Here is an 18,752-nt window from a genome sequence, read left to right as displayed (position 1 = left end):
GATGAGAATATAGCGTGTTTTCTCTGCCGATATTTATGTTCCCCAATGTCATCTCAATGCCGCGCTTTATAAAATAGATTATTGAAGATAATCATTTTTATTTGGATTCGAATGTCAATTATGAGGGATATCATGTCTGACGCCGATACAGAAATTCACCCTAAACCTGCTGAGGCAGAAACGCACCTTCGAAATGTTGATTTAAATTTGTTAACAGTTTTTGATGCCGTGATGCAATTACAAAATATTACACGTGCGGCCAATATGTTGGGGATGTCCCAGCCGGCGGTCAGTAATGCCGTTGCCCGTTTAAAAGTAATGTTTAACGATGACTTATTTGTGCGTTTCGGGCGTGGGATCCAACCAACAATGCGCGCGCGTCAGCTTTTTGGCCCTGTCAGACAGGCCTTGCAGCTCGTGATGAATGAATTACCGGGGGCAGGTTTTGACCCTTTCCTCAGTACGCGCCAGTTTAATGTCGCTATTTGCAGCCCGCTCGATAAACGCTTCACCAGCCAGGTGTTGAATGCTGCAGAAGAATTATCACCGGGTGTCAGTGTTAAACTACAGACCATTGTGAACGATGATATTGAACATCAGTTGCGTTATCAGAATATAGAATTTGTGATCAGTTATCGTAAGTTTGAACGTGCTGATTTTTGCAATCAAGCTTTATTCAATGATGAGCTGGTCCTGGTTGCAGCGCAAAATCATCCCCGTATCAGTCCGCATATGTCAGATGAAAAATATCTGAAAGAAAAACATGCTGTCATGATGATGGACCGGTTCTACTCGTTCAGCTCTCCTTATTACGACGACTCTGAGTTAGTTTCGTTGATTTCCTATCAGGGAACTGATTTATTTAGTGTCATGGAAATTGTCTCCAAAACCGACATGGTTGCACTGGTGCCGCGCTGGCTGGCACAGGCAAATGCCGGAATACTTAATTTGTCAGTCATTCCGCTACCGTGGATGAAAAATACACTCACATGTTATCTTTCCTGGCATGAATCCTCCAGCAAAGACAAAGGCAATATGTGGATGAAAACATTATTGAGCCAGTGTGTTGTTTCTCTGTAATCAGACAGTCTTTACGATGTTTTTTGCGGCCGTGATTGCAGCGAAAGTGGCTGCCTGCTCTTCTTTACATGGTTTTTTATCCTGCAGGTTTTTTCCTCGTTAATGCCCTGCAGGTTTTTTTTCGTCATCGGATTTCCGGGACATCTTCCCAAAACCCTGCTGCTGCTCCTACAATTTCATTTCACCGTGCAATATTTGCCGGTAGACTGCGTTAAATTTTTGTAACAGAGCAACGCAGTGAGCTCCCTCCCTTTTACTGACTACGCCTGACGCCGGTATAAACGCTCAATGAATCCAACCTTAAATGATTACCATCAGATAACCCGTTTCCGTCAGCAAGTCAGTGCCCGTGCTGAACAGACTGCATTTCGCGAGTGGTCCCCGGCGGTGACATCCGCCCTGACCTGGCGTGAGCTTGGCGGAAAGGTGGATGCCTTATCCGATGTGTTATTGCAGGAACACGTTGGCGTTCAGGAACGCATCGCCATTTGTGGGAATAATTCGATAGCCTGGGCGACGGCAGACCTGGCGATCTTGCAATTGCGTGCGATCACCGTGCCGGTTTATGCAACTAATACCCCCGCGCAGTCTGCGTATGTCCTCAATGATGCGGATATCCGTATTTTGTTTGTCATCGGCCAGAAGCAATATGACGCAGCGGTGGCCGTACGTGATCTCTGTCCGCAACTGAAACATATTCTGGTGCTGGACAATGAGGTCGAGTTACGTGGCGTACCGATTGCCCGGCATGTTTCTGGCGTCGTTCCGCAGGATGCGGCTTTAGCTGCTGAGCGTGAAGTGCGGATCAATGCCCGTAACCTCGATGATCTGTTCACGCTTATCTATACCTCCGGTACCACCGGAGAAGCAAAAGGTGTGATGCTGGATTATCGCAGCATGGCGACGCAACTGATGCAGCATGAAAAGCGTCTGAGTATTACTGAACATGATGTTTCCCTCTGCTTCCTGCCGCTTGCGCATGTTTTTGAACGCGCGTGGAGTTTCTTCGTGATGCATAGCGGTGCGCAAAATGTCTTCCTGCGCGAAACCGATCTGGTGCGTGAGGCCTTGCAGGCCATTAAACCGACGGTGATGTGTGCGGTTCCGCGTTTCTATGAGAAAGTGTTCAGCGCGATCCACGACAAAGTCGCCCGCGCGGGACCCCTCAAAAAGCGGCTTTTCCACTGGGCCGTCGCACAGGGTAAAGAGAAGTTTCTGATCGAACGTCGTGGCGGGCGTCATCCGTTTTGGCTGACGCCCGCACATTTTCTCGCCGATAAGCTGGTGCTGAAAAAGTTGCGTGATTTGCTGGGAGGTAATCTGCGCTTTCTGCCTGCCGCCGGTGCGAGTCTGGATGACAACGTCATTCTTTTTTTCGAATCACTCGGCCTGAACATCAAATATGGCTACGGCCTGACGGAAACCTGCGCGACGGTGACCTGCTGGGAGGAAAATGACTTCCGCTTTGGTTCTGTCGGTACGGCATTACCAGAGATCGAAGTGCGGATCGGTGGAGAGAATGAAATTCAGGTTCGCGGTCCGACTTTACTGCGTGGTTATTTCAATAAGCCGGAAGAGACGGCGGCCAGCTTCACCGCTGACGGCTGGTTCAAAACCGGTGATGCCGGGAAAATGGATGCACAAGGTAACGTATTCATTACTGAGCGGCTGAAAGATCTGATGAAAACGTCCGGGGGTAAATACATTGCTCCACAGCGTATCGAAGGCACGCTGGTTCAGGATCGTTATATTGAGCAGGCAGCCGTTATCGCCGATGAACGGCACTTTGTTTCCGCGCTGATCGTGCCTGATTTTGATGTGCTGAATGTCTATGCCCAGGCGCACCATATCGATTACTTCAATCGCGCCGGGCTGGTGAAAAATGCGCAAATCCTCTCGCTGTTTGCTCATCAGTTACGTGAGATACAGCATGATCTGGCCGGTTTTGAGCAGGTGAAAAAGTTTGTATTGCTGACCAAACCTTTCACGATGGAGGCCGGGGAACTGACGCCAACCCTTAAACTGCGCCGCAAAATCATTTTCAGCCGTTATCAGAAGGAAATCGATCAGCTTTATCATGAGTAATGCTTCACCACCCGCTTCATCATTTTCTTTTCTGAATCACCGGTGCCTGTCACTTCGCCGGTTTTTCCCTTCGTTTTACCTCCCTTACAGACATAATTTAATACTGTAATTTTTCCAGCCTCCCTGATATTTCTGACTGGTTAATGCGCGCAGGCAGTGTTTTGTCCCGAACGAAAGAATGAAGGCAGTGTGAGGCGATAAAATTCTGTCTGCACAGAATTTTTGGCGTTTGCCTGACTCGGGTTCTGACGCTAAGGTACTGAGTTAGATTCTTGAACGCTAATAAGAACAGCAGGGTGTAGTAAGCCCGATAGAAAGTCCTAAAATTCAGCGATTTATGTTGAAATCGCTGCTGATAGAACAGCTAGCTGAAGCAAAAGTCATCCTATAGAAGAAGCAAAAAGCCTGGAGGCAAAACCATGGAGATGTTGTCAGGAGCCGAGATGGTCGTCCGGTCATTAATCGACCAGGGCGTAAAGCACGTATTCGGTTATCCCGGCGGTGCGGTGTTGGATATCTATGATGCCCTGCATACGGTCGGTGGGATAGATCATGTGCTGGTGAGACATGAACAGGGTGCGGTTCATATGGCGGATGGTTATGCGCGTGCTACGGGTGACGTGGGCGTCGTGCTGGTAACTTCTGGCCCCGGCGCAACCAATGCTATCACCGGTATTGCCACGGCTTATATGGATTCCATTCCGTTAGTGGTGCTGTCCGGCCAGGTACACAGTTCGCTGATCGGTTATGACGCATTTCAGGAATGCGACATGGTGGGGATTTCCCGCCCGGTGGTAAAACACAGCTTTCTGGTAAAACGTGCGGAAGATATTCCGACTGTACTGAAAAAAGCGTTTTATCTTGCCTCTACCGGCCGTCCTGGCCCGGTGGTTGTCGACCTGCCAAAAGACGTAGTGAATCCGCAGATTAAACTGCCTTACGCCTATCCCGAACAGGTTGCGATGCGCTCTTATAACCCGACGGTGCAAGGCCATCGCGGGCAAATCAAACGCGCGGTGCAGACATTACTGGCGGCGAAGAAACCGGTGCTGTACGTGGGCGGCGGTGCGGTTAATTCTGAATGTGACGCTGAACTGCTGCAACTGGCGGAGAAACTGAATCTGCCTGTCACCAGTTCCCTGATGGGGCTGGGCGCATTTCCTGGCACTCATCGCCAGAGCCTCGGTATGCTCGGCATGCACGGTACTTACGAAGCCAATATGGCGATGCATAACGCCGATCTGATCTTCGGGGTGGGGGTGCGTTTCGATGACCGCACCACCAACAATCTGGCGAAGTACTGCCCGAATGCGACGGTTATGCACATTGATATCGACCCGACGTCCATTTCCAAAACCGTGAATGCTGATATTCCGATCGTGGGCGATGCGAAACAGACGCTGGTTCAGATGCTGGAATTACTGGCACAAAGCGATGAAAAACAGGAATTCGATGCCCTGCGCGACTGGTGGCAAAATATTGAGAACTGGCGCGGGCGTGAGTGCCTGAGTTACGACAAAAATACCGGTACCATCAAGCCACAGGCCGTTATCGAAACGCTGCATCGCCTGACTCAGGGTGATGCGTATGTGACGTCGGACGTCGGGCAGCACCAGATGTTTGCCGCGTTGTATTATAAGTTCGACAAACCGCGTCGCTGGATCAACTCGGGGGGGCTCGGCACGATGGGCTTCGGACTGCCCGCTGCACTGGGTGTGAAACTCGGCCTGCCGGATGAAACGGTAATTTGTGTTACCGGTGACGGCAGTATTCAGATGAACATTCAGGAGCTGTCAACCGCGCTGCAATATGATTTGCCGGTGATCGTTGTGAACCTGAACAATGGTTATCTTGGCATGGTGAAGCAGTGGCAGGACATGATTTACTCCGGTCGCCATTCCCAGTCTTACATGCAATCGCTGCCTGATTTCGTGAAATTGGCGGAAGCTTACGGGCATGTGGGTATTGCTATCCGCACGCCTGATGAGCTGGAAAGCAAGCTGGCGCTGGCGCTGGAACAGAAAAACCGTCTGGTATTTGTTGATATCAGCGTGGATGAAACAGAACACGTTTACCCGATGCACATCCGTGGCGGTGCGATGGACGAAATGTGGTTAAGCAAAACGGAGAGGACCTGATCATGCGCCGGATTTTATCAGTATTACTGGAAAATGAATCGGGGGCATTGTCCCGCGTTGTTGGCCTGTTCTCTCAGCGTGGCTACAACATTGAAAGCCTGACCGTTGCACCGACGGATGATCCCACGCTGTCACGTATGACCATTCAGACCGTGGGTGATGCCAAAGTACTCGAGCAGATAGAAAAGCAGCTCCATAAGCTTGTGGACGTCTTACGAGTGACCGAGCTGGTGCAGGGCGCTCACGTTGAGCGTGAAATCATGCTGGTGAAGGTGCAGGCTTCGGGTTATGGCCGCGAAGAAGTGAAGCGTTCAACCGAGATTTTCCGTGGGCAGATCGTCGATGTCACGCCAACGCTTTACACCGTTCAGCTGGCGGGTACCAGCGACAAGCTTGACGCGTTTTTGGCCAGTATTCGTGATGTGGCTGAAATCGTCGAAGTTGCACGCTCCGGTGTAGTTGGCGTTTCCCGTGGCGACAAGATCATGCGCTAAAGTGTAAATAATCAGCAAGATGTGAAACTTATCTGATATATACAAGCCCGGCTGCTGAGCCGGGCTTTATTTTTGCGAATCTGGTGAAGCGATTCGGTAAAACACCTTGCCCGGCAGGGGCTTCTGCGGTTAGATAAAGCATTATCTTTATTAAGGGGTTTTCTCAGTGAAGCTGGATGAGATCGCGAGGTTAGCGGGCGTTTCGCGTACAACGGCCAGTTATGTCATTAATGGCAAAGCGAAACAGTATCGTGTCAGCGATAAGACAGTCGAAAAAGTGATGGCTGTCGTGAAGGAACATAACTATCACCCGAATGCGGTGGCAGCGGGCCTACGCGCCGGTCGCACCCGTTCTATTGGCCTGGTGATCCCGGATCTGGAAAATACCAGCTACACCAAAATCGCGAACTTCCTGGAACGTCAGGCCCGTCAGCGGGGTTATCAGCTGCTGATCGCCTGTTCTGAAGATCAGCCTGACAATGAGATGCGCTGCATCGAGCATTTGCTGCAACGTCAGGTCGATGCAATCATCATTTCCACGTCGTTACCGCCGGAACATCCTTTCTATCAGCGCTGGGCCAACAACGATTTCCCGATCATTGCACTTGATCGCGCTCTTGATCCTGAACATTTCATTAGTGTGGTGGGAGCCGATCAGGACGATGCACTGATGCTGGCGCAGGAACTGCGCTCTTTCCCTGCTGAATCGGTATTGTATCTTGGTGCGCTGCCTGAGCTTTCCGTGAGTTTTCTGCGTGAGCAGGGGTTCCGTCAGGCATGGGCTGAAGATCCACGTCAGCCAAAATATCTTTATGCGAATGCGTATGATCGTGAATCCGCGGCGATTGTGTTTGCCGAATGGTTGAAAACGAACCCGATGCCACAGGCGTTATTCACGACATCATTCCAGCTGCTGCAGGGCGTGATGGACGTTACGTTAAAGACGGAAGGACGTTTGCCGGTCGATCTGGTTATCGCCACATTTGGTGATAACGAACTGCTCGATTTCCTTGAATGCCCGGTTCTGGCCGTGGCTCAGCGTCATCGCGATGTGGCTGAACGCGTGCTTGAACTGGTTCTGGCTTGTCTGGATGAACCTAAAAAGCCGAAAGCAGGGCTAACCCGTATCCGGCGTAATTTGTTCCGCCGGGGCCGTCTGAGCCGAAAATAATCAGCAGGCGGGCATTCATAATGACTGCCCGACTCTTTCTTCGTTGCTGAATCGCGTTAAACCTTCCGATAATTTGTCTCACCGGTTCTTATAATCAAAATACGAAAATTCCCATATGACTTTAACGGGTAATTTAGGAGCATTCCCAGCCTGCTGAATTATTAACAAATGTTTTATGCTTTCTTGCACAGATATAAATCCTCCCATCAATTTCTAAAATACGTTAATGCTCCCCGCAAAAGTGCTGTAGAATTCCCCGCTTAATTTCCGGAAGCGTGGTTTTACTGCACGACTGGTGGTTTTGAAACTCCCCAAAGGCTTAAGCCATGCGGGTTGGCATGTAAAATGATGTTGATTTAGACGTGACAGCCAGAAAAAAATTGAAAATGATTTTTGTTAAGGCAAAGCGGTCAGGAAATGAGAGTTAGATAGCAGAAGAATATAAATAGTTAAATAATGTTCAGTTTGGCTTTTTTTTAAACGAAATTATTAACCCTCCGAAATTTCTTCAACTAATCATGACGTTATTTTCTATCCCCCCTCTAAAAAACCTCATCACATTGCGCTAAGCATTTGTGTGGCTGCGTAAATATTGCCAAACCGTCTCCGCTCTGGCTTGACAAGGTTTTAAAACCATCCGTAAACTCTTTTCTGTGGGAATTTGTGGGGGAAAGTGGTGGAAAGGGTCACAGAGGGGTAGAGCGGTCATGTTTCGTGGCGCGACGATGGTTAACCTCGACAGCAAAGGGCGACTTGCCGTACCTACCCGTTATCGGGATTTGTTGAGCGAAGAATCGCAAGGTCAAATGGTATGTACCATAGACCTCCATCACCCATGCCTTCTTCTTTACACCCTCCCTGAGTGGGAAGTTATCGAACAAAAATTGTCCCGTCTGTCGAGCATGAACCCTGTTGAGCGCCGTATTCAGCGCCTGTTACTGGGGCATGCCAGTGAGTGTCAGATGGATAACGCCGGACGTCTGCTGATTGCAACGACATTACGTCAGCATGCCGGGCTGGCAAAAGAAGTGATGCTGGTTGGGCAGTTCAACAAGTTTGAGCTGTGGGATGAACAGACCTGGTATCAACAAGTTAAGGAAGACATCGACGCTGAACAATCGTCTCAGGAACCCCTTTCTGACCGGTTACAGGACTTGTCATTATAAGCATGGTTGAAAACTATAAACACACTTCCGTTTTGCTGGATGAAGCCGTTAACGGCCTCAACATTCAACAGGACGGCATTTACATAGACGGAACTTTTGGCCGTGGTGGCCATTCACGTTTGATTCTGTCCCAGCTTGGGCCGGACGGACGCTTGCTGGCGATTGATCGCGATCCACAAGCGATCAAAGCCGCAGAATCTATTGATGATCCCCGTTTTTCCATTGTTCACGGACCTTTTTCCAACCTTGCTGACTATGCGCGGGATCGTGGTCTGGAAGGCAAGATCGACGGCGTCTTACTGGATTTAGGTGTTTCCTCTCCGCAGCTTGACGATCCTGAACGTGGATTCTCCTTCATGCGTGACGGGCCACTGGATATGCGTATGGATCCGACCCGAGGTTATTCAGCTGCTGAGTGGCTGATGAAAGCTGAAGCTGAAGATATTGCCTGGGTGTTGAAAACGTTTGGTGAAGAGCGTTTTGCCAAACGTATCGCACGCGCGATCGTCGAGCGTAACCGCGAATTGCCGATGACACGGACCAAGGAACTGGCGGATTTGATCGCTAATGCCTCGCCAGTACGTGAGAAGCACAAACACCCGGCCACACGCAGTTTCCAGGCGATCCGTATCTATATCAACAGTGAACTGGAAGAGATTGAACGCGCGCTGGATGGCGCACTGGAAATTCTGGCGCCTGAAGGCCGTTTATCCGTGATCAGCTTCCACTCTCTTGAAGACCGGATTGTAAAACGTTTCATCCGTCAGCATAGCCGTGGCGCGCAGGTGCCGGCCGGTATTCCGATGACGGAAGCACAAATCGCAGAACTTGGCGGACGTTCACTGAAATCAGTCGGGAAAATGATGCCCTCTGAAGCCGAAGTGGCCGAAAACCCACGGGCCCGCAGTTCTGTTCTGCGTTTTGCTGAGAGAACAACAGCGTGATAGGCAACGAACGCCACGGATTAGTGGGAGTTATCGCCGGCGATATTCTTCGCAACGGCAAAATCCCGTTAATTCTGATGATCGCCGTTTTGGTCAGTGCAATTTTAGTGGTCACTACCGCTCACCGTACGCGTTTGCTGACGGCTCAGCGCGAACAATTAGTCCTGGAAAGGGATGCGCTGGATATTGAATGGCGCAACCTGATCCTTGAAGAGAACGCCCTCGGCGATCACAGCCGGGTGGAACGCATCGCAACGGAGAAATTGCAGATGCAACACGTTGATCCATCTCAAGAAATTATTGTGGTTCAACCTTAAATGCCCACGGAGAATACAGGCAGCGAATGAAAGCAACACGCACCGCGAAGTTAAAGCGTCCCGAAAACCAAGCCAGCTTCATCAGCTGGCGTTTTGCGTTGTTGTGCGCCTGTATCCTGCTGGCATTGGTTGGCCTGATGTTGCGCGTGGCGTATCTGCAGGTGATTAATCCGGATAAGCTGGTGAAGGAAGGCGACCTGCGTTCCCTGCGCGTACAAACCATTCCCACATCCCGTGGCATGATTACTGATCGCTCAGGTCGCCCGCTGGCGGTCAGTGTGCCGGTTAACGCCATCTGGGCTGACCCTAAAGAAATTAGCGATCGCGGCGGTATCACCACCGATACCAAATGGAAAGCACTGGCCGATGCGCTGAATATGCCGCTTGCTCAGCTTTCTTCCCGTATTACTGCCAATCCCAACGGACGCTTTGTCTATCTGGCACGCCAGGTCAATCCTGCGGTCGGCGAATATATTCGTAAACTCAAACTGCCGGGGATTTCCCTGCGTCAGGAATCCCGCCGCTATTACCCTGCCGGGCAGGTGACATCGCATGTTATTGGCGTCACCAATATCGACGGCGAAGGTATAGAAGGCGTTGAGAAGAGTTTTGACCGCTGGCTGACCGGTAAACCGGGCGAGCGAACTATTCGTAAAGACCGCTTCGGTCGCGTTATCGAAGATATTTCTACCGTAGACAGCCAGGCGGCACACAATCTGGCGCTGAGCATCGATGAGCGTTTGCAGGCGCTGGTTTACCGCGAGCTCAATAACGCGGTGGCATTCAATAAAGCGGAGTCGGGCACTGCGGTACTGGTCGATGTGCAAACCGGTGAAGTTCTGGCGATGGCCAACAGTCCGTCCTACAACCCAAATAACATGCCGGATACGCCAAAAGACGTGATGCGTAACCGCGCCATCACCGATATCTTCGAACCGGGTTCAACCGTGAAGCCGATGGTAGTGATGACGGCATTGAAAAATGGTGTGGTGCGCGAGAACAGCGTACTCAATACCTTGCCGTACCGGATTAACGGTCATGAGATTAAAGATGTGGCCCGTTACGCGGAACTTTCCGTCACGGGTATCTTGCAGAAGTCGAGTAACGTTGGTGTTTCACGACTGGCGTTATCGATGCCATCCGCAGAGCTGGTAGACACTTACTCGCGATTCGGATTGGGAAAACCGACCAATTTGGGGCTGGTCGGAGAAAGCAGTGGCTTATACCCTAAAAAACAACGGTGGTCTGACATAGAGAGGGCCACCTTCTCTTTCGGCTACGGGCTAATGGTGACACCTCTCCAGCTAGCGCGAGTCTATGCAACCATCGGCAGCATGGGCGTTTATCGCCCGTTGTCGATTACCCGGGTTGATCCGCCGGTTTCCGGCGAGCGCGTTTTCCCTGAACCACTGGTGCGTACCGTCGTACATATGATGGAAAGCGTGGCGCTGCCCGGCGGTGGCGGTGTGAAAGCGGCGATCAAGGGCTACCGCATTGCGATCAAAACCGGTACCGCGAAAAAGGTCGGGCCGGACGGGAAATACGTTAATAAATACATTGCCTATACCGCCGGCGTTGCGCCAGCAAGCAATCCAAGATTTGCCCTTGTCGTGGTTATCAACGATCCACAGGCAGGGAAATATTACGGTGGGGCCGTTTCCGCACCGGTGTTTGGCGCCATCATGGGCGGGGTATTGCGTACCATGAACGTTGAACCAGATGCGCTGACTGCCGATGAAAACGCAGACATAGTGAATAATCAAAAAGAGGCTTCAGGTGGCAGATCGTAATTTGCGCGACATCTTAGCGCCCTGGGTGAGTGATGCCCCGGCGGTAGCGCTAAAAGACATGATTCTGGACAGCCGCGTTGCGGCTGCCGGCGATCTGTTTGTCGCGGTTTCAGGCCATACCAGTGACGGGCGTCGTTTTATTCCCCAGGCAATTGCTCAGGGCGTCGCCGCCGTGGTGGCCGAGGCAAAAGGTGAACAAAAGCACGGAACGGTCTGCCAGATGCATGGTGTACCGGTCGTTTATCTGGAAGATTTAAATATTTTGCTGTCACAGCTGGCGGGCCGTTTTTACCAGCAGCCGGGTAAAACATTACGTCTTGTTGGCGTAACAGGCACCAATGGCAAAACCACCACCACGCAACTGCTGGCGCAGTGGAGCCAGTTGCTGGGCGAAACCAGTGCCGTCATGGGCACCGTGGGCAACGGGTTGCTGGATAGCGTGGTGCCCGCCGAAAACACCACCGGTTCTGCCGTACAGGTTCAGCATATTCTGGCTGATCTGGTGAAACAGGGCGCAACTTTTGCTGCAATGGAAGTTTCTTCACACGGGCTGGTTCAGCATCGTGTTGCCGCACTGCCCTTTGCCGCTGCCGCATTTACCAACCTGAGTCGTGATCACCTTGATTATCATGGTGATATGCAAAGCTATGAAGACGCCAAATGGCAGCTTTTCGCTTCACATCAGGTCGGCCAAAAAATTATTAATGCTGACGATCACGTTGGCGCACGCTGGCTGGCAAAAACGCCAAATGCGATTGCGGTCAGCATGGAAGACAAAATTCCGGCAGGCTGGAATGGCCGCTGGCTGGTAGCCCGTAGCGTGAATTATCACGATAACGGTGCCACCGTAAACATCGATTCCAGCTGGGGCGAAGGCCGGCTGGAGAGCCGCCTGGTGGGCGCATTCAACGTCAGTAACCTGCTGGTTGCCTTGGCAACGCTGCTTTCTCTGGACTATCCGCTGGCACAATTGCTGGCGACAGCCTCTCAGTTGCAACCGGTCTGCGGTCGCATGGAAGTTTTCAATGCGCCGGGTAAACCCACTGCAGTGGTTGATTATGCTCATACGCCTGATGCACTGGAAAAAGCCCTGGCGGCAGCACGTCTGCATTGTCGTGGCACATTGTGGTGTGTCTTTGGTTGCGGTGGCGATCGTGACAAAGGCAAGCGTCCGCTGATGGGCGGTATCGCTGAGCAATACGCCGACCGCGTGATTGTTACCGATGATAATCCCCGCAGTGAAGAGCCTCGCGCTATCGTTGCCGATATTCTTGCAGGCCTGCTTGATGCCGGGCGCGCGCAGGAAATTCATGGCCGCGCAGAAGCAGTCACCAGTGCGATCATGCAGGCTAAAGAAGATGATGTCGTGTTGATTGCCGGTAAAGGGCATGAGGATTACCAGCTTGTCGGCAATCAGCGTCTCGATTATTCCGACCGCGTTACGGTCGCTCGTTTGCTGGGGGTGATCGCATGATCCGCGTTTCCCTGCAAACTCTGGCCGATGCGCTCAACGCTGAGCTTATCGGGGTTGATACCCAAATCGACAGTGTAATGACCGATACCCGTCAGGTGACCGAAGGCGGTTTGTTTGTGGCACTCAAAGGCGAAAAATTTGATGCCCACGACTTTGCGGTTGATGCCGTAAAAGCCGGTTCCGGGGCTTTACTGGTAAGTAAGCGCTTACCGGTGGATGTTCCTCAACTCCTGGTAACGGACACTCGTATTGCACTCGGACAACTGGGCGGTTGGGTGCGTCAGCAGGTTCCTGCCCGAGTCGTTGGTCTGACGGGGTCTTCCGGCAAGACTTCTGTGAAAGAGATGACAGCGGCGATTTTGCGCGAGTGCGGCAATGTGCTGTATACCGCAGGTAACTTCAATAACGATATTGGTGTTCCGCTGACATTGCTGCGACTGACGGCAGAACATGATTTTGCTGTGATAGAAATGGGCGCGAATCATCCGGGTGAAATCGCCTATACCACTGCGCTGGCGCGGCCTGAGACGGCGCTGGTAAATAACCTGTCTGCCGCACATCTGGAAGGTTTCGGTTCTCTCGCCGGCGTGGCTCGTGCGAAAGGCGAGATTTTCGAAGGGCTGCCGGAAAAAGGCATTGCCGTTATTAATGCGGACAACAATGATTATGCCAACTGGCAGCACAAGCTTAACGGCAAAACTGTCTGGCGTTTCTCCCCGATTCTTGCTGAAGGCATCGATTTCAGTGCAACTGACGTCAAGCTCAGCCCGTTAAATACCGCATTCACGCTGCATTCTCCTCAGGGAAACATTGACGTTTCACTGCCGGTGCCTGGCCGTCACAACATCGCCAATGCTCTGGCTGCGGCCGCGCTGGCGCTGTCTGTAGGCGCATCGCTGGAAAACGTGCGCGCCGGGCTGGCGACATTGCAATCCGTCAAAGGGCGTCTGTTCCCTATCGCACTTTGCGACGGCAAAACTTTGCTCGATGACAGCTACAACGCCAACGTCGGTTCTATGACCGCTGCCGCACAGGTGCTGGCAGAGATGCCGGGATACCGCGTAATGGCGGTAGGCGATATGGCGGAACTGGGCGCTGAAAGCGAAAGCTGCCACCGCCAGGTCGGCGAAGCTATCCGCGACGCCGGTATCGACAAGGTATTCAGTATTGGTCATGACAGCCGCATCATCAGTGATGTCAGCGGGTGTGGTGAACATCTGGAAGATAAGGCAGCCCTGACGGCCCGTTTAACGAGCTTACTGTCTGAACATGCGGTAATTACCGTTTTAATTAAAGGTTCACGTAGTGCCGCAATGGAGCAGGTAGTACGCGCGTTACAGGAGAATGCAACATGTTAGTTTGGCTGGCCGAACACTTGGTCAAATATTATTCCGGCTTCAACGTCTTTTCTTACCTGACGTTTCGCGCCATTGTCAGCCTGCTGACCGCGTTGTTCCTGTCGTTATGGATCGGGCCTCGCATGATTGCCCGCCTGCAGAAAATGTCTTTCGGTCAGGTTGTGCGTAACGACGGCCCGGAATCACATTTCAGTAAACGTGGTACACCGACGATGGGCGGCCTGATGATTCTGGCGTCTATCACGATTTCCGTATTGATGTGGGCCTATCCGTCCAACCCGTACGTGTGGTGTGTACTGTTCGTATTGCTGGGTTACGGGGTGGTGGGCTTTATCGATGACTACCGCAAAGTCGTGCGTAAAGACACCAAGGGCCTGATTGCCCGTTGGAAATATTTCTGGCAGTCCGTGATTGCGCTGGCGGCGGCCTTCACGATGTATGCCATTGGTAAAGACACGCCTGCGACCGAGCTCGTGGTGCCGTTCTTTAAAGACATCATGCCGCAGCTGGGTTTGATGTACATCCTGCTGAGCTATTTTGTGATTGTCGGTACCAGTAACGCAGTAAATCTGACGGACGGTCTGGATGGTCTGGCGATTATGCCAACGGTTTTCGTCGCGGCGGGGTTTGCGCTGGTGGCATGGGCGACCGGTAACATGAATTTCGCCAGCTACCTGCACATTCCGTATCTGCGCCATGCCGGTGAGCTGGTGATCGTGTGTACTGCCATTGTCGGTGCCGGGCTGGGGTTCCTGTGGTTCAACACCTATCCGGCACAAGTTTTCATGGGGGATGTCGGCTCTCTGGCTTTGGGAGGCGCGCTGGGTACTATCGCCGTGCTGCTGCGTCAGGAGTTCTTACTGGTGATTATGGGCGGTGTGTTTGTTGTCGAAACGCTGTCGGTCATCCTGCAGGTCGGGTCCTTTAAGTTACGTGGGCAGCGTATTTTCCGTATGGCGCCGATTCATCATCACTATGAACTTAAAGGCTGGCCGGAACCGCGCGTCATTGTGCGTTTCTGGATTATTTCGCTGATGCTGGTGCTGATTGGCCTGGCGACGCTGAAGGTGCGATAAATATGGCTGACTATCAGGGTAAAAAAGTGGTCATCATCGGGCTGGGTCTTACCGGCCTCTCTTGTGTTGATTTCTTTGCAGCACGTGGCGTAACGCCGCGTGTTATTGATACCCGCGTCAGCCCGCCAGGGCTCGATAAACTGGCGGATAACATTGAGTGTCACCTCGGTTCGCTCAATGAAGACTGGCTGCTGGACGCGGATTTGATCATTTCAAGTCCGGGTGTTGCGCTGGCAACGCCGGCACTCAGCGCTGCTGCAGACGCAGGCGTGGAAATCATCGGCGATATCGAATTGTTCTGCCGTGAAACGCAAACCCCGATCGTCGCCATTACCGGTTCGAACGGCAAAAGCACCGTCACCACGCTGGTTGGCGAGATGGCGAAAGCGGCCGGATGGCGCACGGGCGTAGGCGGTAATATCGGTTTGCCTGTGCTGACTATGTTGGATCACGAATATGATTTGTTTGTGCTTGAGCTCTCCAGCTTCCAGCTTGAAACCACGCACAGTCTGCACGCGGCTGCGGCGACCATTCTTAACGTAACTGAAGACCATATGGATCGCTATCCGTTTGGTTTGCAGCAATACCGGGCAGCCAAGCTGAAGGTTTACGAGAACGCAGCATTGTGTGTCGTTAATGCCGACGATGCGCTGACCATGCCGGTACGTGGTGCGGATAAACGTTGCGTGAGTTTTGGCGTCGATGTGGGTGATTACCATCTGACCCGTCAGCAAGATGATATCTGGTTGCGTGTCCGTGGTGAGAAAGTCCTGAATACCCGCGAAATGCCGCTCACAGGACGCCATAACTATACCAATGCCCTGGCGGCGCTGGCGCTGGCGGATGCGGTCGGTATCCCTCATGCATCCAGTCTGAAAGCGCTGACGACCTTTACCGGTCTGGCTCACCGTTTCCAGCTGGCATGGCAGCATAACGGCGTGCGCTGGATTAATGATTCGAAGGCCACCAATGTGGGCAGCACCGAAGCGGCATTAAACGGGCTGCATGTTGAAGGCACCTTGCACCTGCTGTTGGGCGGAGACGGGAAATCAGCTGATTTCTCGCCACTGACGCGCTATCTGCAAGGCGATAAGTTACGTATTTATTGTTTTGGTCGTGATGGTGCGGAGCTTGCGGATTTGCGTCCTGAGGTTTCCTCCCTGTTTGAAACGATGGAACAGGCGATGCGTGATATCAGCACGCGTGTGGCTTCCGGGGACATGGTTTTACTGTCGCCAGCCTGCGCGAGTCTGGATCAGTTCCGCAGTTTTGAACAACGCGGCGATGTCTTTACCGCGCTGGCGAAGGAGCTGGGCTCATGAGGATTCGGATCCCCGGGCTGAGCCTCGCCGCCAAGTTTAATGACTGGGTGATGGGTTCCAAAGAAAACGACTCCGTCACACTGGTGTTGTATGACCGGACGTTGCTGTGGCTGACATTCGGGTTGGCTATCGTCGGCTTCGTGATGGTGACATCGGCCTCAATGCCGATTGGCCAGCGTCTGGCAGATGACCCGTTTTTGTTTGCTAAACGCGATGCCATTTATCTCGGTCTGGCGTTTGGTTTATCGCTGGTGACATTACGCGTGCCGATGGCGGTCTGGCAGAAGTACAGCAACGTTCTGCTACTGCTGTCGGTGATCATGCTGCTGGTGGTACTGGTTGTGGGTAGCTCGGTTAACGGGGCATCACGCTGGATTTCTCTCGGACCCCTGCGTATTCAGCCAGCAGAGTTCTCCAAGTTGTCACTGTTTTGCTACCTCGCCAGCTATCTGGTGCGCAAAGTGGATGAAGTGCGCAGTAACTTTTGGGGCTTCTGCAAACCCATGGGCGTGATGGTGGTGCTGGCCGTATTGCTGTTGGCTCAGCCTGACCTCGGTACGGTGGTTGTGCTGTTTATCACTACGCTGGCGATGCTATTCCTGGCGGGTGCCAAGATGTGGCAGTTCCTGGCCATTATCGGTTCGGGCGTATTCGCCGTAGTACTGCTGGTTCTTGCCGAGCCATACCGTATGCGTCGTGTGACATCGTTCTGGAATCCGTGGGCGGATCCGTTTGGTAGTGGCTACCAGTTAACGCAGTCACTGATGGCATTTGGTCGTGGGGAATTCTGGGGGCAAGGATTAGGTAATTCAGTCCAGAAACTGGAGTATTTACCTGAAGCACATACTGACTTTATCTTCTCCATTTTAGGTGAAGAGTTGGGGTATTTCGGTGTGGTTTTAGCCCTGTTAATGGTATTCTTCGTCGCTTTTCGCGCCATGTCTATCGGACGCAGGGCGTTAGAAACTGACCAGCGTTTTTCCGGGTTTTTAGCCTGTTCAATTGGCGTATGGTTCAGCTTTCAGGCGTTGGTTAACGTCGGAGCCGCGGCGGGCATGTTGCCAACGAAAGGTCTGACACTGCCGCTCATCAGTTACGGCGGTTCGAGCCTGTTAATTATGTCGACGGCAATCGTGTTATTGCTGCGAGTGGATTTTGAAACGCGGCTGGCAAAAGCCCAGGCGTTTGTAAGGAGTGCCCGATGAGTGGCAATGCCCGGCGTTTAATGGTGATGGCCGGCGGTACCGGTGGACATGTTTTCCCTGGACTGGCAGTAGCCCATCATCTTATCGCGCAAGGTTGGGAAGTTCGCTGGCTGGGTACAGCAGACCGGATGGAAGCGGATTTGGTACCCAAACACGGTATCGATATTGATTTCATTAAAATTGCCGGATTGCGTGGGAAAGGTCTGAAAGCGCAACTTACTGCCCCTGTTCGCATATATCATGCGTGGCGTCAGGCGAAGGCGATCATGAAACGCTTCCAGCCAGATGTGGTATTGGGCATGGGCGGATACGTGTCCGGCCCCGGGGGGCTGGCGGCCTGGTCACTGGGCATTCCGGTGGTGTTACACGAGCAAAATGGTATTGCCGGTATGACCAATAAAGGTTTGTCGCATATTGCCAAAAAAGTGTTGCAGGCGTTTCCGGGTGCATTTCCGCATGCTGACGTTGTTGGCAATCCGGTGCGTACGGATGTCCTGGCGCTGGAATTACCGGCAACCCGACTGGCCGGTCGTGAAGGGCCAATCCGTGTGCTGGTGATTGGTGGCAGTCAGGGCGCACGCGTCCTTAATCAGAGCATGCCGGACGTGGCGGCGCTGATGGGCGATAAAATTACGCTGTGGCATCAGGTGGGTAAAGGTGCGTTGGAGTCCGTGAATCAGGCTTATGAAAAAGCCGGTCAGGCGCAGCATAAAGTGACCGAATTCATTGATGACATGGCAGAGGCTTACGCCTGGGCTGATGTGGTGGTTTGCCGTTCCGGGGCGTTAACGGTCAGCGAAATTGCTGCCGCAGGCTTACCCGCGATTTTTGTGCCTTTCCAGCACAAAGACCGTCAACAGTACTGGAATGCGCTGCCGCTGGAAAAAGCCGGCGCTGCGAAGATTATTGAGCAGAAAGATTTTAGTGCCGCCGCCGTCGCTGATCTGATGGCCGGATGGGACAGAACCCATCTGATGGGGATGGCGATGGCTGCACGTGCCGCCGCTATTCCCGATGCGACAGAGCGTGTTGCCGCAGAAGTGGTTACCGCCAGCAAAAAATGAAAGTGAACGGGCCATGCAGTGTGTGGTCCCAGCCGTAAGAAACGGATTAATCAGTAACCTGAAATAGT

At 52.4% G+C, this 18,752-nt stretch carries 15 protein-coding genes; all 15 read left to right on the top strand.

Translation table 11 applies throughout. The features are described 5' to 3' along the window. Positions 1-132 precede the first annotated feature (132 nt). The 15 genes from leuO (at position 133) to murG (ending at position 18,684) form a co-directional block, all read left to right on the top strand. Entirely contained in the window at positions 133-1,080 is a 948-nt protein-coding gene (gene leuO, locus J1781_RS03365) for a transcriptional regulator LeuO (RefSeq protein WP_129953331.1), read from the top strand. A 288-nt stretch (positions 1,081-1,368) separates the two neighbouring features. Next, on the top strand, positions 1,369-3,165 hold the full coding sequence (locus tag J1781_RS03360) for an AMP-dependent synthetase/ligase (RefSeq protein ID WP_217233205.1): 1,797 nt from the start codon (positions 1,369-1,371) through the stop codon (positions 3,163-3,165). A 419-nt stretch (positions 3,166-3,584) separates the two neighbouring features. Continuing rightward, positions 3,585-5,303: an acetolactate synthase 3 large subunit gene (gene ilvI, locus J1781_RS03355; protein WP_129953209.1), complete on the top strand. Its 1,719-nt coding sequence runs from the start codon at positions 3,585-3,587 to the stop codon at positions 5,301-5,303. Positions 5,304-5,305: 2 nt separating this feature from the next. Then, positions 5,306-5,797, top strand: a complete 492-nt coding sequence (gene ilvN / locus J1781_RS03350; protein ID WP_120132476.1) for an acetolactate synthase small subunit — start codon at positions 5,306-5,308, stop codon at positions 5,795-5,797. Positions 5,798-5,963: 166 nt separating this feature from the next. Then, entirely contained in the window at positions 5,964-6,968 is a 1,005-nt protein-coding gene (gene cra, locus J1781_RS03345; protein WP_217139508.1) for a catabolite repressor/activator, read from the top strand. Positions 6,969-7,675: 707 nt separating this feature from the next. Then, positions 7,676-8,134 (top strand): division/cell wall cluster transcriptional repressor MraZ, encoded by a 459-nt coding sequence (gene mraZ, locus J1781_RS03340; protein WP_034787151.1) that lies wholly within the window; start codon positions 7,676-7,678, stop codon positions 8,132-8,134. A 2-nt stretch (positions 8,135-8,136) separates the two neighbouring features. Next, positions 8,137-9,078 (top strand): 16S rRNA (cytosine(1402)-N(4))-methyltransferase RsmH, encoded by a 942-nt coding sequence (gene rsmH, locus J1781_RS03335; RefSeq protein WP_129953207.1) that lies wholly within the window; start codon positions 8,137-8,139, stop codon positions 9,076-9,078. Further along, the gene (gene ftsL / locus J1781_RS03330; RefSeq protein WP_129953206.1) at positions 9,075-9,395 is read left to right on the top strand and encodes a cell division protein FtsL; all 321 of its coding nucleotides are present in this window, start codon (positions 9,075-9,077) and stop codon (positions 9,393-9,395) included. The genes rsmH and ftsL overlap by 4 nt, the downstream gene beginning before the upstream one ends. A gap of 26 nt (positions 9,396-9,421) precedes the next feature. Beyond that, a complete protein-coding gene (locus J1781_RS03325; RefSeq protein WP_129953205.1) occupies positions 9,422-11,185 on the top strand; it encodes a peptidoglycan DD-transpeptidase PBP3 in 1,764 nt (587 codons plus the stop codon). Further along, positions 11,172-12,659, top strand: a complete 1,488-nt coding sequence (murE, locus tag J1781_RS03320; RefSeq protein WP_217233204.1) for a UDP-N-acetylmuramoyl-L-alanyl-D-glutamate--2,6-diaminopimelate ligase — start codon at positions 11,172-11,174, stop codon at positions 12,657-12,659. The genes J1781_RS03325 and murE overlap by 14 nt, the downstream gene beginning before the upstream one ends. Continuing rightward, positions 12,656-14,017, top strand: coding sequence for a UDP-N-acetylmuramoyl-tripeptide--D-alanyl-D-alanine ligase (gene murF / locus J1781_RS03315; protein ID WP_217233203.1), 1,362 nt, complete (start codon positions 12,656-12,658; stop codon positions 14,015-14,017). Before murE ends, murF begins: the two co-directional genes overlap by 4 nt. Beyond that, entirely contained in the window at positions 14,011-15,093 is a 1,083-nt protein-coding gene (gene mraY, locus J1781_RS03310; protein ID WP_129953202.1) for a phospho-N-acetylmuramoyl-pentapeptide-transferase, read from the top strand. Before murF ends, mraY begins: the two co-directional genes overlap by 7 nt. 2 nt (positions 15,094-15,095) lie before the next feature. Continuing rightward, the gene (gene murD / locus J1781_RS03305) at positions 15,096-16,415 is read left to right on the top strand and encodes a UDP-N-acetylmuramoyl-L-alanine--D-glutamate ligase (protein WP_129953201.1); all 1,320 of its coding nucleotides are present in this window, start codon (positions 15,096-15,098) and stop codon (positions 16,413-16,415) included. A gap of 2 nt (positions 16,416-16,417) precedes the next feature. Next, positions 16,418-17,620, top strand: a complete 1,203-nt coding sequence (ftsW, locus tag J1781_RS03300) for a cell division protein FtsW (RefSeq protein WP_370278342.1) — start codon at positions 16,418-16,420, stop codon at positions 17,618-17,620. Beyond that, on the top strand, positions 17,617-18,684 hold the full coding sequence (murG, locus tag J1781_RS03295; RefSeq protein WP_129953199.1) for an undecaprenyldiphospho-muramoylpentapeptide beta-N-acetylglucosaminyltransferase: 1,068 nt from the start codon (positions 17,617-17,619) through the stop codon (positions 18,682-18,684). Before ftsW ends, murG begins: the two co-directional genes overlap by 4 nt. The last annotated feature ends 68 nt before the right edge of the window (positions 18,685-18,752 follow it).

Origin of the sequence: Rahnella perminowiae (assembly GCF_019049695.1) — a bacterium.
Taxonomy (GTDB): Bacteria; Pseudomonadota; Gammaproteobacteria; order Enterobacterales; family Enterobacteriaceae; genus Rahnella; species Rahnella perminowiae.
Note: the sequence above shows the minus strand (reverse complement) of the source record. Positions and strands in the feature narration are given on the sequence as shown.

What these genes read in the sequence shown, in the direction of transcription:
- mraZ (WP_034787151.1), top strand. Translation starts at nt 7,676, where the DNA reads ATGTTTCGTGGCGCGACGATGGTTAACCTCGACAGCAAAGGGCGACTT.
- murD (WP_129953201.1), top strand. Translation starts at nt 15,096, where the DNA reads ATGGCTGACTATCAGGGTAAAAAAGTGGTCATCATCGGGCTGGGTCTT.
- ilvI (WP_129953209.1), top strand. Translation starts at nt 3,585, where the DNA reads ATGGAGATGTTGTCAGGAGCCGAGATGGTCGTCCGGTCATTAATCGAC.
- J1781_RS03360 (WP_217233205.1), top strand. Translation starts at nt 1,369, where the DNA reads ATGAATCCAACCTTAAATGATTACCATCAGATAACCCGTTTCCGTCAG.
- leuO (WP_129953331.1), top strand. Translation starts at nt 133, where the DNA reads ATGTCTGACGCCGATACAGAAATTCACCCTAAACCTGCTGAGGCAGAA.
- J1781_RS03325 (WP_129953205.1), top strand. Translation starts at nt 9,422, where the DNA reads ATGAAAGCAACACGCACCGCGAAGTTAAAGCGTCCCGAAAACCAAGCC.
- rsmH (WP_129953207.1), top strand. Translation starts at nt 8,137, where the DNA reads ATGGTTGAAAACTATAAACACACTTCCGTTTTGCTGGATGAAGCCGTT.
- ilvN (WP_120132476.1), top strand. Translation starts at nt 5,306, where the DNA reads ATGCGCCGGATTTTATCAGTATTACTGGAAAATGAATCGGGGGCATTG.
- murG (WP_129953199.1), top strand. Translation starts at nt 17,617, where the DNA reads ATGAGTGGCAATGCCCGGCGTTTAATGGTGATGGCCGGCGGTACCGGT.
- mraY (WP_129953202.1), top strand. Translation starts at nt 14,011, where the DNA reads ATGTTAGTTTGGCTGGCCGAACACTTGGTCAAATATTATTCCGGCTTC.
- murF (WP_217233203.1), top strand. Translation starts at nt 12,656, where the DNA reads ATGATCCGCGTTTCCCTGCAAACTCTGGCCGATGCGCTCAACGCTGAG.